18 protein-coding genes are annotated in these 18,256 nt (G+C 57.5%); 9 read left to right on the top strand and 9 right to left on the bottom strand.

Annotated elements, in window-relative coordinates:
- Positions 1–9: 9 nt before the first annotated feature.
- Positions 10–1,644, bottom strand: coding sequence for a dihydroxyacetone kinase subunit DhaK (locus tag AR456_RS09995; protein ID WP_021817547.1), 1,635 nt, complete (start codon positions 1,642–1,644; stop codon positions 10–12).
- Positions 1,645–1,830: 186 nt separating this feature from the next.
- Positions 1,831–2,529 carry a TetR/AcrR family transcriptional regulator gene (locus AR456_RS09990; protein WP_021817548.1) on the bottom strand — a complete coding sequence of 233 codons (699 nt, stop codon included), beginning with the start codon at positions 2,527–2,529 and terminating at the stop codon, positions 1,831–1,833.
- A gap of 158 nt (positions 2,530–2,687) precedes the next feature.
- Between AR456_RS09990 and fabF the strand changes: the two genes are divergently transcribed.
- Complete coding sequence (gene fabF, locus AR456_RS09985; protein WP_021817549.1) at positions 2,688–3,959, top strand: beta-ketoacyl-ACP synthase II; 1,272 nt, start codon at positions 2,688–2,690, stop codon at positions 3,957–3,959.
- Between the two features lie 23 nt (positions 3,960–3,982).
- On the opposite strand, the gene AR456_RS09980 is transcribed toward fabF, so the two are convergent.
- Positions 3,983–4,657 (bottom strand): FadR/GntR family transcriptional regulator, encoded by a 675-nt coding sequence (locus tag AR456_RS09980; RefSeq protein ID WP_021817550.1) that lies wholly within the window; start codon positions 4,655–4,657, stop codon positions 3,983–3,985.
- A 191-nt stretch (positions 4,658–4,848) separates the two neighbouring features.
- Here AR456_RS09980 and AR456_RS09975 point away from each other — a divergent pair, with 191 nt between their 5' ends.
- A complete protein-coding gene (locus AR456_RS09975; RefSeq protein WP_021817551.1) occupies positions 4,849–5,988 on the top strand; it encodes a trans-sulfuration enzyme family protein in 1,140 nt (379 codons plus the stop codon).
- A gap of 20 nt (positions 5,989–6,008) precedes the next feature.
- Positions 6,009–7,490: a Na+/H+ antiporter NhaC gene (gene nhaC / locus AR456_RS09970; RefSeq protein ID WP_021817552.1), complete on the top strand. Its 1,482-nt coding sequence runs from the start codon at positions 6,009–6,011 to the stop codon at positions 7,488–7,490.
- 110 nt (positions 7,491–7,600) lie between these two features.
- Here nhaC and AR456_RS09965 read toward each other — a convergent pair whose 3' ends face one another.
- The 4 genes from AR456_RS09965 to AR456_RS09950 form a co-directional block, all read right to left on the bottom strand.
- Positions 7,601–8,413, bottom strand: a complete 813-nt coding sequence (locus tag AR456_RS09965; RefSeq protein ID WP_021817553.1) for a 3-keto-disaccharide hydrolase — start codon at positions 8,411–8,413, stop codon at positions 7,601–7,603.
- Between the two features lie 70 nt (positions 8,414–8,483).
- A complete protein-coding gene (locus AR456_RS09960) occupies positions 8,484–9,071 on the bottom strand; it encodes a gluconate 2-dehydrogenase subunit 3 family protein (RefSeq protein ID WP_021817554.1) in 588 nt (195 codons plus the stop codon).
- A complete protein-coding gene (locus AR456_RS09955; protein WP_021817555.1) occupies positions 9,071–10,756 on the bottom strand; it encodes a GMC oxidoreductase in 1,686 nt (561 codons plus the stop codon). Before AR456_RS09955 ends, AR456_RS09960 begins: the two co-directional genes overlap by 1 nt.
- A gap of 56 nt (positions 10,757–10,812) precedes the next feature.
- The gene (locus tag AR456_RS09950; protein ID WP_021817556.1) at positions 10,813–11,583 is read right to left on the bottom strand and encodes a sugar phosphate isomerase/epimerase family protein; all 771 of its coding nucleotides are present in this window, start codon (positions 11,581–11,583) and stop codon (positions 10,813–10,815) included.
- A gap of 880 nt (positions 11,584–12,463) precedes the next feature.
- On the opposite strand from AR456_RS09950, the gene AR456_RS09945 reads away from it, so the two are divergent.
- The 6 genes from AR456_RS09945 to yidD all read left to right on the top strand — a co-directional run bounded on the left by AR456_RS09945 (position 12,464) and on the right by yidD (position 17,183).
- The gene (locus tag AR456_RS09945; protein ID WP_236995554.1) at positions 12,464–13,192 is read left to right on the top strand and encodes an ATP-dependent zinc protease family protein; all 729 of its coding nucleotides are present in this window, start codon (positions 12,464–12,466) and stop codon (positions 13,190–13,192) included.
- 107 nt (positions 13,193–13,299) lie between these two features.
- Complete coding sequence (locus AR456_RS09940; RefSeq protein WP_021817558.1) at positions 13,300–14,814, top strand: inactive transglutaminase family protein; 1,515 nt, start codon at positions 13,300–13,302, stop codon at positions 14,812–14,814.
- 3 nt (positions 14,815–14,817) lie between these two features.
- Positions 14,818–15,801: an alpha-L-glutamate ligase-like protein gene (locus tag AR456_RS09935; protein WP_021817559.1), complete on the top strand. Its 984-nt coding sequence runs from the start codon at positions 14,818–14,820 to the stop codon at positions 15,799–15,801.
- Positions 15,802–15,880: 79 nt separating this feature from the next.
- On the top strand, positions 15,881–16,318 hold the full coding sequence (locus tag AR456_RS09930) for a transcriptional repressor (RefSeq protein ID WP_021817560.1): 438 nt from the start codon (positions 15,881–15,883) through the stop codon (positions 16,316–16,318).
- 87 nt (positions 16,319–16,405) lie between these two features.
- Positions 16,406–16,852 carry a phosphoribosyl-AMP cyclohydrolase gene (gene hisI, locus AR456_RS09925; protein WP_021817561.1) on the top strand — a complete coding sequence of 149 codons (447 nt, stop codon included), beginning with the start codon at positions 16,406–16,408 and terminating at the stop codon, positions 16,850–16,852.
- Positions 16,853–16,880: 28 nt separating this feature from the next.
- The gene (gene yidD, locus AR456_RS21020) at positions 16,881–17,183 is read left to right on the top strand and encodes a membrane protein insertion efficiency factor YidD (protein ID WP_236995574.1); all 303 of its coding nucleotides are present in this window, start codon (positions 16,881–16,883) and stop codon (positions 17,181–17,183) included.
- 16 nt (positions 17,184–17,199) lie between these two features.
- Here yidD and AR456_RS09920 read toward each other — a convergent pair whose 3' ends face one another.
- On the bottom strand, positions 17,200–17,721 hold the full coding sequence (locus AR456_RS09920; protein WP_236995553.1) for a GNAT family N-acetyltransferase: 522 nt from the start codon (positions 17,719–17,721) through the stop codon (positions 17,200–17,202).
- 44 nt (positions 17,722–17,765) lie between these two features.
- Positions 17,766–18,191, bottom strand: coding sequence for a SufE family protein (locus tag AR456_RS09915; protein ID WP_021817563.1), 426 nt, complete (start codon positions 18,189–18,191; stop codon positions 17,766–17,768).
- Positions 18,192–18,256 lie beyond the last annotated feature (65 nt).

Below are 18,256 nucleotides of genomic sequence, written 5' to 3'. Positions count from 1 at the left end.
GATGATTGTCTACTTCGACAGCTGCTCGAGAAGCCTGGCAACCGCTTCGGCACCGGGGTCGTTGTGACCCACCAGATTGGCTTCACTGACATAGCTGGCGCGCCCGGCGCGAGCGTGGGTCATGCTCGCGGTGGCATTGGCTCCCTGACGAGCGGCTGCAGCAGCGTGAGTCATCCCCTGGTCCAGGATCTCCAGAGCAGGTGCCAGGGCATCGATCATGGTGCGATCTCCGGGCCTGGCGCCACCGATCTGCTGCATGCGCGCCAATCCAGCCTTGAGTGCATCCTGTAGATTGCTGCCCTGAGAGGCGGCATCACCTGCAGCGGCGAAGAAGATCGCCAACAGGACACCTGACGAACCGCCCATGGTCTGGCTCAACTCTGATGCCAGACTGCGCAGCAGTTGCGGGGTATCCGCGAGCGGCATGTCATCAAGGCGGTTGCGCAATGCATGCGCGGCGGTTGCCAGCGTGCTACCGGTATCTCCGTCACCGGATTTGGCATCCAGCGTATTGAGCTCGGCTTCAGCCTCGATCAGGATTGAACAACTGGCGTCGATCAGCAATCGAACGGATTCGCAGGAAGACGCCGTCGGGCGAGTCGGTGCCAGCCCCTCCGGTAACGGCAATACCTCAGGCTCCCTCACCACCGAGCTGCACCCCGGCCAGTAAGCAGATGCGACGTCGGTGTGTATGGCCTTCTGCATGACCTCATCTGCCGCCAGTAACGAGATCGAGAAGCCACGCATATCCAGCGATGTCATCAATGATGCAGGGCCGACTGCCCAACCAATTCTGTCGCCGATAGCGGAACTCAGCAGTGCCTCAGTGAGGATCGACATTTCCAGCTGTGTGCATCCGCCGAGATTATTGATCAATGCCACGTAGCGGCTTGATCCGCCACCGGTGTCGAGATACTGACCGAGCTTATCGACCACCAGCGCCATTGCCTGCTGCGCATTGATGAAGTCGACCTGCTCAACGCCTGGCTCACCATGAATGCCCAGGCCCAGCTCGGCCTTGCCGTCGGCCAGTCGCTGCTCCTTGCGGGAACCGGGCACGGTACAGGTATCCAACGCCATACCGATGGACATGGTGTGATCGACAACTGCCTGCGCAGCGTCGGCCACACTATCGAGATCAGCGCCCTGCTCTGCCAGCGCTCCGGCTATCTTGTGGACGAATAGAGTTCCAGCCAGCCCACGTGCCTGCGGATTGTCAGGCAATGCGATATCGTCATCGACAATCACCATTCTGACCTGCAGCCCCAATGCTCGTGCCCTTTCCGCCGCCAGACCGAAATTGAGCCGATCACCAGTGTAATTCTTGACGATCAACAGGCACCCCGCCTCTCCTGTCACCGCCAATATCCCGGCCAATACCGCTTCTACAGAGGGTGACGCGAATACCTCACCGCAGACCGCGGCAGTAAGCATGCCTCGTCCCACAAAGCCGGCGTGACTAGGCTCATGTCCGGAACCCCCTCCAGAGACCAGCGCGACCTTGCCGCGTTGATGGTCGGTTCGCACCACCACCTTGATATGCGGATAGCCATCGAGGCGAGCGACTCCCGGCCCCGAGCTTCTCAGCACGCCTTCGATGGCATCCGTGACAAGAGTATTGCGATCGTTGATGAACTGATCCATGACGGGTTCCTGATGAGGATGGAGGAAAACGCTGCTCAGGTTGGCATAGAGCCCTCAGCGGGTTCAATAAGACGAGCCCTCAGCGGGTTCAATAAGACGAGCCCTCAGCAGGTTCAAATGAGCCCGCAATCAGCGTCGTACTCGCCCTCTTTCTCCCCCCTCCCCAAGTGCCTGACAGGCGGATGCTCAGGAAGACTGCATTTCCGGCACCAGGTCGGCCCACAGCCGTCGTCCATCGGTGGATTCGTCACTGCGCAACAGCGTACCCATTTCCTGCTCATCGACTCCCAGCATGCGTAGAATCTGCTTCTGGGCGGCTTCGAGGATTTGAGTGCGCTCCTGATCGTCCGGCAGGCTGCGGGCAATGGCCACCGCGCCCACTAGAGAGGCAAGGATAGCCCGCGCCTTCTCGGAGATGACTTCGCGATCTGGTTCGAAGGGCAACTTCTTCAGCTTGCTCAGCGCAATCAGACGCGTTTCGACCATTTTCTTGATACGACGATACGAGGCCTCGAACTGGGCCTTGACCTCGCCGTTGTCATTGCCGATCTCATTGAATAGTACATTCTCCGGGCCCGGACTATTCCTGCGCTCCAGTTCCTGAAGATTGCAGTAATTGGTGACCAGCGCCGTCAGATGCTTGATCGACAGAGGGCCCTTTACCAGGCGTGCCGCGCGGCTATTCTTGAGCGTTTCGCCGATGGATGCACTGTACAGCGCTTCCTTTGACTCAAAGTGGGCATAGAAAGCGCCATGGGTCATTCTGGCCAGCTTCATGATCTGACCAATCGACACCTTGTTGAAACCATCGCGACAGAAAAGCTCGGTCGCGGACGCCAGGATCCGCTCACGACTACTGGCCTTGCGAGTTGGAGAATATGGCATGGGAGTCTCGCCACTGATCCATTGAACAAACAGGGTTTATATCCAGTGCCTATATCGGGCCGACAGCTCCGGTATTCTACTACGCAGATTGAATATTATCTTGATCATATCAAGTCTGATGTTAGCTTCACGACGATATCCGATTCTCAGGAGGCAGTATGGAATCCCCTATCGTCATTACCGGCATGGGCATGGTCAGTCCGCTTGGATGTGGAGTCAACAAGGTCTGGCAGCGTCTGGTGGCCGGACATTCCGGTATCGGTTCCATCACGCGCTTCGCGACGGATGATCTACCGATCAAGATTGCTGGCCTGGTGCCCGATATCAGTGCCGATCCCGAGGCAGGATTCGACATCGACCAGGTGGCGGACCCCCGAGAGCGACGCAAGCAGGACCTGTTCTCACTCTACGCGCTGGCAGCCGCCGAGGAGGCCCTGCAGCAGGCGAACTGGTTTCCGGACAATGCTGCTGACCAGAGTGCTACAGCCACCATTGTGGGGACGGGTATCGGCGGTTTTCCGACCATTACTCAAGCGCAACAGACGCTGACCGAGCGTGGTCATCGTCGCTTGTCGCCCTTCACCGTGCCGGCCTTCCTCGCCAATATGGCGGCCGGACAGTTATCGATTCGCTATGGCTTACGTGGCCCGCTGGGATGTCCAGTCACGGCCTGTGCCGCAGGCCTGCAGGCCATCGGAGACGGCATGCGTCTGATCCGTAGCGGCGAAGCCGAGATTGCTCTGGTCGGAGGAGCCGAGTCCTGTGTCGATCCGCTGTCACTGGCAGGCTTCAACGCGCTCAAGGCGCTATCCACCGAACAGCAGCAACCGGCCAGCGCATCACGGCCCTTCGATCAGTCACGCAACGGCTTCGTCATGGGCGAAGGCGCAGGACTGATGGTGATCGAAACGCTGGAGCATGCTCGCCAACGCGGCGCCACGCCTCTGGCAGTCATCAGCGGTTATGGCACCAGTGCTGATGCCTGGCATATCACCGCTGGCCCCGAGGATGGCGCCGGCGCCGCTCAGGCCATCCGAGCCGCACTGCGTATGGGGGGACTCGCCCCGCAGGACATCGACTACGTCAATGCCCATGCCACGTCCACTCCGGTGGGTGATCGTGCCGAGATTGCCTCGCTACGTCAGGTATTCGGCGACAGATTGCGCGATACACCAATCTCATCGACAAAATCAGCGACCGGCCACCTGCTTGGTGCTGCTGGCGGTGTAGAGAGTTTGTTCAGCGCCATGGCGGCGATGACGGGTGTGCTGCCACCAACATTGAACATGGAGCACGCCGACGAAGACATGCAGGAGCTGGATTTCGTGCCCTGTACGGCGCGCGAAAAGGCTACTCGGCACGTGCTGTGTAATGGTTTTGGCTTTGGTGGCGTCAATGCAGCGTTGATCATCAGCCGCTTCGACGATTGATGAGTGGCGATCCCGTCGAGGTCTTACATGGCCTCGACGGTACGTCGAGTGGCGTCGATCAGCGTGCCGAAAGCTTCAATGGCACCTGTCTCATCCCCTCGGCGCATGGTTTCCAGCAAGGTGACGTGGTGCTCGAAGCTGGCATCGAATACTTGCATACGATCTTCCAGGCTGTCCCAGGAGACATACAGGTCGTCATGCATCAGCTTGATCAGCCCGACCAACACGCTGTTTCCGCAGGTCTCATAGATCGCCAGATGGAAGGCGGCGTCCGCTTCACTGACACCGAGGAAGTCGTCCTTTTCACGTGCCTCACGATAGTCCGACAGATGCTCGGACATGATCGCGAAGTCACTCTCCGAGCCACGCCGGGTTGCCAGGACGATGGCCCTCTCTTCCAATGCCTGGCGAACATCGAGCATTTCCAGTAGATGCTCACGTGCGTCGCTGAGCCCCAACGTCTCCAACAGCTGAAAGGTCTTGCTTTCGCTGACGAATATCCCTTTGCCGTTGATGACCTCGATGATGCCTTCGGCCTGGAGTTTCTTGAGCCCTTCTCGCAGTGTCGATCGTCCCACCTCCAGACGGCTCATCCACTCGGATGCGGAAGGTAGCTGATCACCAGCCTGCAACTGATTCTCGCTGATCCAGGCGCTGATCTCGCCGGCAACGGTATCGGATAAATAAAGTCGTTTCATTCCGTGAGATACACCCTGTCAACGAACCCTGACGTACTGTTTGATCGATCATCTACGGCAAGTTATCGCCAAAGCGGTGCTGTATCAATTGATGCGAGTAAAACTCCGTGCTAGCTTGACCTATCAGACAGGCTGATAGCTCTCGAAATTTGCGACAGAATCAGCATCGAGACGAAACATGAGGTGCGCCATTGGATAGCCGGGATCGTTACATCTGCCAACATGCCTTCGAAGATGATGCTGGCCATCATGGCGCAGTCACACCGCCGGTCTATCAGACCAGTATCTTCACCTTTCCGGACCTGGAAACCTTCAGCCGCTCGCAGATGAAGGAGCGCGAGCACTATATCTATAGTCGGGGCCTCAATCCCGGTGTTCACCTGGTTGAACGCAAGTTGGCCGCTCTCGAGCGTGGCGAAGCCTGCAAGGCGTTCGCTTCGGGAATGGGTGCCGTCGCCGCCACGCTGTTCTCCCTACTGCGTCAAGGCGACCATGTGCTGCGCATCAATCAGACGTATGGGCCTGGCGTCGAACTGCTCGATCAGCTCGAACATTATGGCGTCAAACATGATGGCATCAGCGGTACCGACGATATTGAAGCATCACTGCAGCCTTCCACGCGTATCATTTATGTGGAGAGTCCTTCGTCACTGTCGATGGAACTGGCAGACCTCGATGCCATTGCCCGAATTGCCAAGGCACGCAATATCCTCACGATGATCGACAACACCTGGGCGACGCCTCTGTTTCAAAAGCCGTTGCAACACGGATTCGATCTCGTCATCCATTCACTGTCCAAGTATATCGGCGGCCACAGTGACGTCGTTGGCGGGGCTGTCATTGGCTCCGCCGAGATGATCGATCGGCTATTCGCGATTGGACATCAACTGCTCGGAGCCGCTCTAGCCCCCCAGAATGCCGCGCTGGTACTGCGTGGGCTGCGTACTCTGCCACTACGCATGAGCGAGCACCACCGCAATGGGTTACGTGTAGCGCGCTTCCTTGCCGACCAGGCATGTGTAGAAGAGGTGTTCCATCCCAGCCTCGCTCAGGGGCAACCCGCAGAGTGGGTGGCCAAACAGCTTAGCGGTCACGCGGGCCTGCTGAGCTTCCGTATCAACCAACCGACCTACTCTCGCATCGCCAGCTTCATCGACGCCCTGCAGTTGTTCCGCATCGGTGTCAGTTGGGGTGGCTACGAGAGCCTTGTGGTTTCGCCCATGCGCCCGAACGGCAGTGGTCAGCCACTTATTCGCCTTGCCGTAGGACTCGAGGATATTGATGACATCCTCGCCGACCTCGATAGGGGGTTGAACGCCCTCAACCACTGAGCGTATCAGGAGGATTTCCAATGCCAGCTCAGCAACAACTACAACCAGGCTTCACACCTTCGCTACTACTTTTGGTCGCCATTGCCGCGGGGATCATCTTCGGTATCGTCATTTCCGGGCTTCCCACTGAACTGGTATTGATCAGTTGCGGTGCGATAGCAACGCTTTTCACTGTCCTTCACGGCGGCAGCTGGCAGTTGGTGATGGACATCATGGGGCACAAGATCAAGACGGCGCTGACCGCCATCCTTGTGCTTTACAGTATTGGCATGATCATCGGCACCTGGATGATCTCGGGAACCATCCCCTACTTCATCTATCACGGCCTTGAACTGGTCGACCCTCGCTACCTGTACGTCATGGCATTCTTCGGCACGGCGATTGTATCGACCTTCACCGGCACCTCCTGGGGTTCTGCCGGTACCCTGGGGGTAGCGATAATGGGCATTGCCACCGCCATGGATGTCAATCTGGCGATTGCTGCAGGTGCAGTGCTTTCCGGGGCCTACTTTGGTGACAAGCTGTCACCGCTGTCTGATACCACCATCATGGCATCGATGGTGGTGGGAGTAGACCTGTACCGCCATATTCGCTACCTGATGTACACCTCATTGCCGGCCGCCACACTTGCTGCTGTGGTCTATCTCATGCTGGGCCTGAACATGGGAGATGGTGCGGCCACCTCGGCGGCAATATCGCAGGGCGCTGATCAGATTCGCTCGATCTTCGATCTCAACCTGTTGTTGATGCTACCGGTAGTTATCGTGCTGACCGGCTCGATCCTCAAGAAACCCACGCTGGTAGTGCTGTTTCTTGCCACGCTGTGCGCCATCGTGTTGGCGATGATCGTGCAGCATGCCCCGCTTTCGGCTGTGGCAACCGCTGCGGTGTCGGGTTTCAATGTCGACCTGTTGAGCGTGATTCGCCCTGACGTCGAGGTGGATAGTCTCTACCCGGCCCTGCTGACGCTGCTTAATCGTGGCGGGCTCTATAGCATGCATGGCGCGGTGCTGTTTGTATTCTGTGCGTTCTTCTTCGCCTCGGCGCTCGAAGCCTCAGGCATCCTGCATGTGGTACTCAACCGTACACTAGCGTATGTACGCTCGGCGACCGGCACCATTCTGGCATCGTTGGCGGCGGGCATGGCGATCATTCTGGCGACCGGCAACAGCTATGTGACCTTCTTCCTGACTCGCGAGCTGTTCGCGGAGCAGTATCGCAAGCGCGGCCTGCACCCTCTCAATCTATCGCGCAGCCTGGAAGATGGCGGCATGATTCCAGAGCCGCTGGCTCCGTGGACGGTATCCGCGGTGTATATGGCCGCAACGCTGGGGGTCGCAACAATCGAATACGCTCCCTGGGCGCTGTTCAATTATCTGGGGTTGGTGTTCTCGATCCTGCTGGCGCTGGCAGGCCCATGGTTTGGATGGTTTGGCGTCCGTCGTATTCCTGTTGAGGAGGAGTCAACCGTGGCCCCTGCCATGGAACCCGCAACTCGCTAAATAGCCCTTCGGATTGAGTTCCTTGCAACAATAAGGGCCCCGATATTCCATCGGGGCCCTTACTATTTCATTCCACCATTTTCATCAACACCATCAACTACACCCCGCCATCAACTTTCCGCTTCGGATGCAGAATCAAGCGGTCTGACCCAGATGTTGCGATAGCTGACATCGGCGTCGTGGTCCTGAAGAAAGATCGGCGCACAGCCATGCGCCTCGTACTCCGGTGCTCCGATCCACTCGGTGCTACCTTCGATTTCCACGTGATTCTGCACCAGCACGCCGTTGTGCAGTACGGTCACATTGGCCGGGCTGTTCAACTCGCCACTATCATCGAAACGTGGTGCGGTGAAGACAATGTCATAGCTCTGCCACTCACCCGGTTCACGTGACGCGTTGACCAGTGGAATGTGCTGCTTGTAGATCGACGCCGCTTGACCATTGGGATAGGTCGGGTTGTGCCATGAGTCCAACACCTGGACCTCGTAGCGTTGCTGCAGAAAGATGCCGCTGTTGCCACGATCCTGACCCTCATAGCCAGCGGTATCCTCTGGCGCGCGCCATTCGACATGCAGCTGTACGTCACAGAAGGACTCACGTGTCTCGATCCCGCCACTGCCACGCGCAACTGTCATGGCACCGTCTTCGATAAGCCATTCAGCGGCTTCGCCCTGCTCGTTCTGCCAACTATCCAGGTTCTCGCCATTGAACAGCACGATGGCATCCGAAGGGGGGCCCTCGCGGGGGGCTTCCACCATTTCCGGTACCGGCTCCCAGACTTCGGTCAGAGAGGCCTGGCGGTGACGCTCCTGCTCGGAGGCATCGTTGCTCTCAGCGGCGGACAATCCGCCAGAGGCAGCGACCATCAGGCCGCCGAGGCACCAGGCGCTCCATTTGCTGCGCACAAGGAATGTTGAGTTCATCACTAATACTCTCGCAACTGATCGTGGGCATCGGGGACACGCAGAACGTGCCCCGACAGAGTCGTGGCAATTATGTGGTGGCCCAGGCGGGCTCACCCTCCTGATAGGGGGCATTGCCGTCATAACGTCCGGGTACAGCGACATAGCGCAACACTTCTGTTGCGCCGACCTCTGAGGTAAAGAAGCCGAACAAGGTCAATTGCTTGATCATGGTGAAGTAGTGCACATCGCCAGGCGCATCGAGCTGCGAGTTTCCTTCACCCACGTCCTCCAGTAGCGCAAGTGCTTCCTGGTCAAGTGTGTCTATCAATGCGCTGCGCTCAGTATCTTCAAGTTGCTGGAAGCTACGTCCATATTGCTGCTGGCAACGCTCGCGAATATCCACGGGTCCGCTGATGAAACGATCCTGTTCGGCAGAGGTATAGCAATCGCGGACGAACACTTTCATGAACTCAGCGACTTTAGCGTCGCTGGCACCGGGTGTGTCGGTACGCGGAAGAATTGTTTCGGCTACGGCATCCAGCAGTTCGATATCCTTTGCCGAGAGAACCTCGCCACCGACGCCACTCTCGCTACTGTGAGCAACGAGAACGTTGCCACCGATCAACGCGGTGCCAGTCGTGGCGGCGATCAGTTTGAGTAGTTCACGACGATGCATTACAGATTCCCCCGCTTCATTTCGTTGACGGCGAAGTCTGCTGCACGAGCAGTCAAGGCCATGTAGGTCAAAGACGGGTTGACGCAAGAGGAAGAGCTCATGCAGGCGCCATCGGTAACGAAGACGTTGGGTGCGTCCCAGACCTGGTTGTGGGCGTTGAGGACGGAAGTTGCTGGATCGCGCCCCATTCGGGCCGTACCCATCTCATGTATGCCCATACCTACACCGTAATCGCCCTCTTCGGGTTTAACATTGCGAATGCCGCCGGCCTCGAGAAGATCAACGGCGTCCTGCATCATGTCCTTGCGCATGGCCTTCTCGTTGTCACGCAGCTCGACGTTCATCGCCAGTACAGGTAGTCCCCACTTGTCGGTGATCTGTGAATCGAGATGAATGCGGTTATCGTGGTGCGGCAACATTTCACCGAAAGCCGTCATACCGATAGTCCAGGCACCCGGCTGACTCAGGGCATTCTTGAAGTCCGCACCATGGTTGAGCTCTGCGATATCACGATCCCAACGCTCACGGCTCGCCGATCCTTGATAGCCGAAGCCACGCAGGTAGTCGCGGCGATCATCACCGACGTTACGGAAGCGAGGAATATAGAAACCTGCGGGCCGTCGCCCGAAGTAATAACGATCCATGTACCCTTCCACATCGCCGCTGGCGCCTACCCGGAAGTGATGGTCCATGACGTTGTGACCCAACTCCCCACTGCTGCTGCCAAGGCCTCCAGGCCAGACATCGGTCGCCGAATTCATCAGAATCCAGGTCGAGTTGAAGGTCGAGGCATTGAGGAAGATGACGTTGGCTGTGTACTCGTAGGTCTCGTTGGTCTCGGCGTCGAGCACCTCAACACCGGTGGCGCGGCCACGATCGCGGTCGTAGAGCACCTGAGTGACGATGGAGTGCGGTCGAAGGGTCAGATTGCCGGTGGCCACGGCCGCCGGCAATGTCGCGGACTGAGTGCTGAAATAAGCACCGAATGGGCAACCCAGCCAGCATTTGTTGCGATACTGGCAATTGGTGCGCTGCTGCTCCGGCTTCGGCTGGGTGATGTTGGCAACACGGCTGTGTATCAATCGTCTCGAGCCATCGAAAGACTGCTTGATGCGCTCGGCAACATCCTCTTCGACGCAGTTGAGCGGAATTGGCGGCAAGAACTGGCCGTCAGGAAGAACATCGAGGTTTTCCCGTGTTCCCGAGATGCCTGCGAAGCTTTCCACGTAGTCATACCAGGGGGCCAGATCCGCATAGCGGATTGGCCAGTCGATGGCGACGCCTTCGCGTTGGTTGGCTTCGAAGTCGAGATCCGACCAACGGTAGCTATGGCGCCCCCACATGAGAGACCTGCCACCTACATGGTAGCCTCGGAACCAATCGAAGCGCTTCTCCTCGACATAGGGAGATTCCTGCTCATTTACCCACATGCCCATGGTGGATTCATTGAGCGGATAATCGCGACTCAGCACCGGGTACTCATCCTTCATTCGCTGAGTGGGAACATCGCGATGAGGGTAATCCCAGGCCTCCTTCTGGGCGTTCTGGTAGTCCTTTATATGCTCGATATTGCGGCCACGCTCAAGGAGCAACACCTTGAGGCCCTTTTCCGTCAGTTCCTTGGCGGCCCAGCCTCCGCTGATACCTGAACCAACTACGATGGCATCATAGTGATTGTCTGCCACGGTAAATCTCCTTTTATATTTTTGATTCCATTGTATTTATTGTCTTGCGGCGACGATCACTCAGCGGTGTCCGATGCCAGCGCCTGTTCAAGAAATTCGGCGCCTTGAACAACCACTGCTGCGGCATCTGCCGGCAGGTCGTGCTCGATGATGTACCACTCGACGCCGGCATCATCGGCGGCCGGCAGAATGCTCTGCCAATCCATGACACCTTGCCCCGGAATGGCGAACCCTTTCTCATCTTCGGCTTCGCCTTCAGGAGCATTGTCCTTCACGTGGATGGCAAACAGCTGATCGTCGAAGTTACCCAGGTATTCCGCTGGGTCTTGCCCTCCTCGGGACACCCAGGCCACATCGACTTCCGCCAGCAGTTCTGGGCCAGCCGCATCCAGCAGGATCTCCAATGCCGTCTGGTCGCCATAGGTCTGCATCTCGAAATCATGGTTGTGGTAGGCAAGCCGCAGATCCTGCTCGGCAAGCTTGTCAGCCATTTCACCCATCTCTTCGCCGAGAGCCTGCCATCCAGCCTCATCCATGGGCCGCTGGGATTCGTCCAGGTAAGGAATCACGATGGTGTCGTTGTCGATTGCCTTGTGGAAGGCGGCGACACTGGCGAGGTCCTGACGCAGGTCATCCAGCTGCACGTGGCTGGACACCACATCAAGGCCATTGGCATCCAGCAATTGATTCAATTGCTCCGCCGATACGCCCTGATCACCCACCAGTTCGACGGCACCAACGCCTGCCTCGGCGACAGTGGCAAATTGTTCTTCGAGCGTTCCGTAGTCACGCAAGGTGTACATCTGCACCGCTATGGGGGCGTCCATGCTCCCCTCGTTGGCTACAGCCATGGGAATCATGGAGCCCCCAAGCAAGGGAACGAGAAAGCTACCAATAAGCAGAGTGCGTTGTGATTTATTGTCGTGGATGTGCATCGTCGGTGAACTCCGTTTCAGGGAAGTGATGTAACCGGTTACATTGTAATAGATGATCGCCCCTCTACTCGCAACCCCGCGTGGTGTGACGCAGTTCACCTCAAAAGACACAGCTTCCTATAAAAGACTTTCTTATCAAAAAGATACAAAAAAATTTCCTACAGAACGTTCTCCATAAGACATTAGTTCTATCCACCTTCGTAGGGCATCTTGCGGCTGCAGGATCAGGCGCTTGTTGCACAGCGATAGATCGAGAGCGGTAGTGAAGTTCTCCATGCAGAGGACCAGTGTTCTCAGTGCAATCGGCTACCGCCTTTCGCGCAACAACTTGTAATAGAAGGCGTCGCAAATGTGCCACAGGGTGCAGACACATCTGATTTACGAGACAATTTCCCGATTGTTCGGAGCCTTGTGTGTCCTGTTGGAAGGAAGTCGCCGCGTGAACATCTCGCGTGCGGTGCTGAAAACTGCTGTACCCCGCGCCTGAAATGACGGCATTGCCAGAGCTGGTGCAGGACAGTACTCAGCGTAGCCTGGTGCTTCGACCAGCAAATCAGGTAAAGGGGTATCAATGCACTATAAGCCGACCAGCATGGACAGGACTCGTTGGGCTCCTTATCATCGCTTCAATTTATCGTCGCCGGCTGCTCGCCTGTACGGGGCAGTACGTGCACACTGTGTATCTTTTCGACACAAGGACGCCAGCGTCATGCTCTTTCGACCGTTTCCCCTCCTTCCCCTCGCGGGCGCCCTACTGTTGGGTGGGTGCGCCTTGGCGCCGGTCGATCGTACGCCTCCGCCGAATCCCGTCACTCCAGTCGAGTTCAATGCCGGCATGTCACGCCTCGAAGCGCAGATTGCTGGCCAGTGCAGTGCCAGCCAGCAGTTGCTTGCAGGTACCTCTGCCCAGAACGCGGCTATGACTGCAGATATTCGCGAAGTCGGTTCCCAGCTACGCAGTTTGCGCAGCCAGCTCGCCTCGATGGATACGGCTCCTCAAAAGGCGCAGCCTGCCCTTAGCCAGTGTCAGCCCGCGATGGAGGGCCTTGCCAACAAGGAACTGTTGGGACGCAGCGAGTGGATAGGTCTGCCGAGTGTCGGTACATACCTCAATGCGCGAGTCGCTTCGGGAGCCAACACCTCGATCATTTCTGCGCGTGAAATCACCAATTTTGAACGTGACGGTGAATCCTGGGTGCGCTTCAAGCTGGGTCTCAACGACGCAGATGACGTCGTCAACAGTGTTCGCGATGAGTGGATTGAAGCGCCCATCGAGCGTGAGGCTACAATCGCGCAGGAATCCGGGGAAGAGGCACGTCCCGTGGTCAGCCTGCTGATGACCCTTGGCCCGATCCGTGAACAGGTTGATTTCATTCTCAGTGACCGCCCGAGTGATGATTTCCCCGTGTTGCTCGGAAGGCGCTTCCTGATGGATATCGCCATCGTCGATGTCTCTCAGAGTAATCTTCACAAGCGCCCGGAATTTACTGACGGCGAATAAGCCGTACGCACAAAAGACAGCCAGCCAGGCTCTGGTTGCTGGATGCATGAGCCGGAAATGTGCTCGAGAGGATGTTTCCGGCCTTACGCTCCCCGCAAGGAAGACCCATGTCCAGATTCCCGTTCTATTTCATTGTTGCCCTGCTGATGGTGGTAGGTATCGCCATGAGCATTCATCGTCATGTCGAGTTCGAGGTCCCCTGGACGCCAGGTGAGCAACGCCAGGTCTGGGATATCGAAGCCCAGGTCACTTTTGATGGCAATGGCGGTCCGGCCAAGGTCAATATGGCGCTGCCCTCCTCGCAGCCCGGTTTCCGCATTGTCACCGAGCACACTGCATCGCCTGGCTATGGCCTGAGCTTTGAAGAGCAGAATGGCGGTCGCCGTGCCGTATGGTCTACGCGCAATGCAGAGGGAGACCAGCGTCTCTATTACAGCTCACAGCTACTGGTGACCAGCAACTCCAACAAGGCCATGAGCGCTCCCCCACCGCCTCCGGTGCAGGACGTCGTCTGGCAGCGCCCTTATGACACTGCCGCGAAGCAGGTAATCGACCAGGCATGGGCTCGCTCCTCCGATGCTTTCACCTTTGCGCAGCAGTTGCTGGGAGAGTTTACCGACGACGAACAAGGGGAAAACGCACGCTTGCTGCTCACTCAGTTTGACCGCGTGCCTCTATTGGTACGTCTACTCAACCAGGCGGGTGTTTCGGCACGTGACGTCAGCGTGTTGATACTGGAAAGCGGGCGTCGGCGGCAGAGCCTCACCCCATGGGTACAGGTCTATGATGGTGACAAGCAGGCGCTGTTCAATCCCGCAACCGGTGAGCAGCGGCGTCCCGATAACCTGCTGATGTGGGAAGGTGCCGGTAACGCAGTACTCGAGGTTGAGGGCGGCAGCAATTCACACATCTCCTTCTCGATGCTGGTACGCAACCAGTCAGCCTCCTCGGCAGTGAGAACTCAGCAGGCCAAGGACAGTGATACGTTGCTGAACTTCTCGATTCACAGCCTGCCACTGGAAGAGCAGGCGTTGTTCCAGACCATTCTGCTGATCCCGATCGGCGCTCTGGTGGTGGTGCTCCTGCGAGTTCTGGTCGGCCTCAAGACATCCGGTACTTTCATGCCGGTGCTGATCGCATTGGCATTCATTCAGACCTCACTGCTGACCGGTTTGCTCGGCTTCCTGCTGGTGGTGGCGACTGGACTGGTCATCCGAAGTTATCTTTCGCATCTCAACCTATTACTGGTAGCGCGAGTTACCGCGGTGATAATAACGGTGATTGCGATCATCTCGATATTCACCGTGGCGGCTTACCGTTTTGGACTCAATGCCGGCCTGACCATCACCTTCTTCCCGATGATCATCCTCTCATGGACTATTGAGAGAATGTCGATCCTCTGGGAAGAGGAAGGCCCCAAGGAAGTGCTGATCCAGGGCGGAGGCAGTCTGATTACCGCGGTACTGGCCTACCTTGCCATGAATAATCCGTGGATTCGTCATATCACTTTCAACTTCCTCGGTGTCCAGTTGATCCTGATGGCCTGCATTCTGTTGCTGGGTAACTACACCGGTTATCGTCTCCTCGAGCTGCGCCGCTTCAAACCGGTGACGGAGGACTGAGAGATGAAGAACTGGACTATGCCCAGCAAGCTTCGCGCCAAGGGCATCATCGGCATGAACCGGCGGAATATTCGCTACATAGGCCGCTATAACGACCGCAAGCTATATCCGCTGGTTGATGACAAGCTGCAGACCAAGCTGGTGGCGCAGGAATACGGAATCGCTACCCCGCAGTTGATCGGGACGGTGACCACCCAGTTTGGGGTCAAGCATATCGCCGAGATGCTCGCTGGTCACAATGGCTTCGTCATCAAGCCGGCGAAAGGTAGTGGTGGCAAGGGAATCCTTGTTATCGAACGCGTCGAGGGTAAACACTTCATCAAGCCCAGCGGTGCCGAGCTCGATATCAAGGATATCGAGCGCCACGTGTCGAATATCCTTTCCGGTCTCTACTCGTTGGGTGGAGCCCCGGATGTTGCGCTGGTCGAAGCGCTGATCAACTTCGATACCAGCTTCGCAGCCTACTCTTATGAAGGTGTGCCGGACATTCGCGTCATCGTATTCAAGGGTTACCCGGTGATGGCGATGATGCGTCTGTCCACGGCGGCATCAGATGGCAAGGCCAACCTGCACCAGGGCGCGGTGGGCGTTGGTATCGATATTGCCAGTGGTCGTGCTGTGCGCGGCGTGCAATTCGATCGTCCGCGTACAGACCACCCGGATACTGGCCATGAGTTGGCCAGTTTACACATCACTGGCTGGGATACGCTGCTCGAGCTGGCTTCAAGCTGCTATGAGATGACCGGGCTTGGCTACCTGGGTACCGATATGGTCCTTGATCGGGACCACGGCCCAATGCTGCTGGAACTCAACGCACGCCCAGGCCTCGCCATTCAGATGGCCAATGGTGAAGGGTTGCGGGAACGTCTTGAGTTGATCGAACAGCAACCAGAGGGAGTGCCGGTCGCCGAACGTGTCGCTTTCGCCCAGCATGAATTCGCCCGTCAGGGTGAGTTGCAGAGCGATGCTCTGGAAGCCGTCGTCTGATAATCGACCCGTATCCGCCGCTGGCCCGAACATCGGCCAGCGCGTAGACTAGACGCCTGATTCTTGTGACCGGGACATCATGACAGAAACTGCCCTGCTTCATCAGGCCGAACAGCACTGTGCGCGCCGCGGCGTTCGCTTCACGCCAATCCGGCGTCGTGTACTGGAGTTGATCGCCGACACCAGTGGTGGGCTCAAGGCCTATGATCTACTCGACCTGCTCGCTCAGGACCATGCTGCGGCACGGCCCCCCACTGTCTATCGTGCGCTCGACTTTCTCATTGATCAGGGGCTGGTACATCGCATCGAGTCTCTCAATGCCTACGTCGCCTGCCCTTGCCCCGAGCATACCCACCGTTTCCAGTTGCTGATCTGCCGTGAATGCGGACACGTTGAAGAGCTACATCTGGATGACGTCAATGATCAGCTCACCGCTCGTGCCAAATCACTCGGTTTTCAGGTCCAGCGCCAGACGATCGAGCTGCTCGGTCTGTGCCACAATTGTCAGCCACACTGATTTTCGGCCACGCGAGTTGCTGGCCAGCTGGTGTTCAGCTCATCTACTTTGATCTTCAGCCACCCATACGTCACGGGAAATGACAGCATGACGACCCTATTCAAGGAACTCGAGCGAGCGCCGGTGGATAGCCGCCACAACCTGAGTGATGTGCTGGCTGCCGTGCGCTTCAATGCTGATGGTTTGCTCCCGGCGATCGCCCAGCAGCATGACAGCGGCGAGATATTGATGATGGCGTGGATGAACCGTGAGGCGCTCGAGGAAACATTGCACACCGGTCGTGTCTGCTATTTTTCCCGCTCGCGCAACAAGCTCTGGCGCAAGGGAGAATCCTCGGGACAGCAGCAACATCTCAAGGGAGCCGCGCTGGACTGTGACGGCGACACCCTGCTGCTGCAAGTGGAACAGACCGGTCCTGCCTGCCATACCGGCCGCAGAAGCTGCTTCTACATCGCACTGGAAGGTGATGAGGCACGGATCACCACTACCCCTCTCATCGATCCCGACGCACTGTATGGCAAACCAGGCGCCTGATCCGTCACGTAAGCACCAACCGCCAGCCATGGTGAAACGGCTGGCTGGCGGGCTGTTCATCCTGCCGATACGCTTCTATCAATGGGTAATCAGCCCGATACTGGGGCCACGCTGCCGTTACTGGCCGAGCTGCTCGCATTACGCCAGTGAAGCGATCAGTGTGCATGGCCCCTTCAAGGGCGGCTGGATGGCTTTCAAGCGCCTGTTGCGCTGTCATCCGTGGTCAAGGAGCGGAATAGATCCGGTCCCGGGAGGCCCCAGCGAAAGAATGTGTCAGGAAGACCCGGAACTCGATGAGCAGTTTCGCACGCGAACAGACAGACCGGATTGAACCCCGATTGAAAGATTCAACGTGACTCGCAAGGGTAGCAACTCGCGCCATCGCCCAGCGCACGCTGCATCAGAACGCTATCCACCCAACGGCCATGTTTGAAGCCCACCGCTTCGAAGGTCCCGACTACCGTGAACCCCATACGACGGTGCAAAGCGATAGAGGCCGCGTTCTCACTGTTGCCGATAACCGCCAACATCTGACGCCAGGGCCCCTGTTCGCAATGCCGAATCAATGCATCCAGCAGAATACTGCCGATGCCATTACCTTCCTGACCTGCGGCGATATACACGGAATTCTCTACAGTGAATCGATATGCGGCTCGCGGTCGATAGCTGGCAGCATAGGCATAGCCAACTACCTCACCATGCTGTTCGGCAACGAGATACGGCAGTCCGGCATCCAGTATGACGGCACGCCTCGTCAGCAGTTCGCTGGTCGAGGGCGGTACTTCCTCGAAGGAAGCAAGACCGTGGAGGACGTGATGCGCATAAACTTGTTGGACTGCCGGCATATCCACATCAGTAGCATCACGCACGCATAGCTCCATCGATCCTCCTCCTCTCGAGCACGAAAACAGGGTTACGACTGCTCCTGGCGAGCGACCAGATAGATACGCTCCAGCATCGCATTGAGGCCATTACTGCGTGTTGGAGACAAGTGCTTATCGAGACCAAGATCTTTCAGGAAGTGCGGGCTGGTCGCAACAATGTCAGCAGGTTGACGATCATTGTAGATGCGCATGAGTACGGCGATGAGCCCCGAGACAATCGCCGCATCCGAAATGGCATCAAAGTGCAGATTGTCGCCCTGCCGCTCGTGATGTACCCAGACATTCGACTGGCACCCCTGGATCTTCAGCTCATCGGTTTTCCAGTCATCAGGAAAGCTCGGTAGAGCCTTGCCCAGGTCGATGATGTACTGATAACGGTCCATCCAGTTGTCGAACAGTTCGAACTCCTCGAGCAGTTCCTGCTGAGCCTGTTCTGCGGTGGTAATGCTGGTCATGACGCCTCCGAGATTGTTGCGTCGATTATACCTCCACAGCGACTGCACGTCGTCCCATAGGGCCT

Source organism: Halomonas huangheensis (genome assembly GCF_001431725.1).
In the GTDB taxonomy this organism is placed as follows: domain Bacteria; phylum Pseudomonadota; class Gammaproteobacteria; order Pseudomonadales; family Halomonadaceae; genus Halomonas; species Halomonas huangheensis.
The sequence above is the reverse complement of the archived record's forward strand: the minus strand, read 5'-3'. Positions and strand labels throughout refer to the sequence as shown.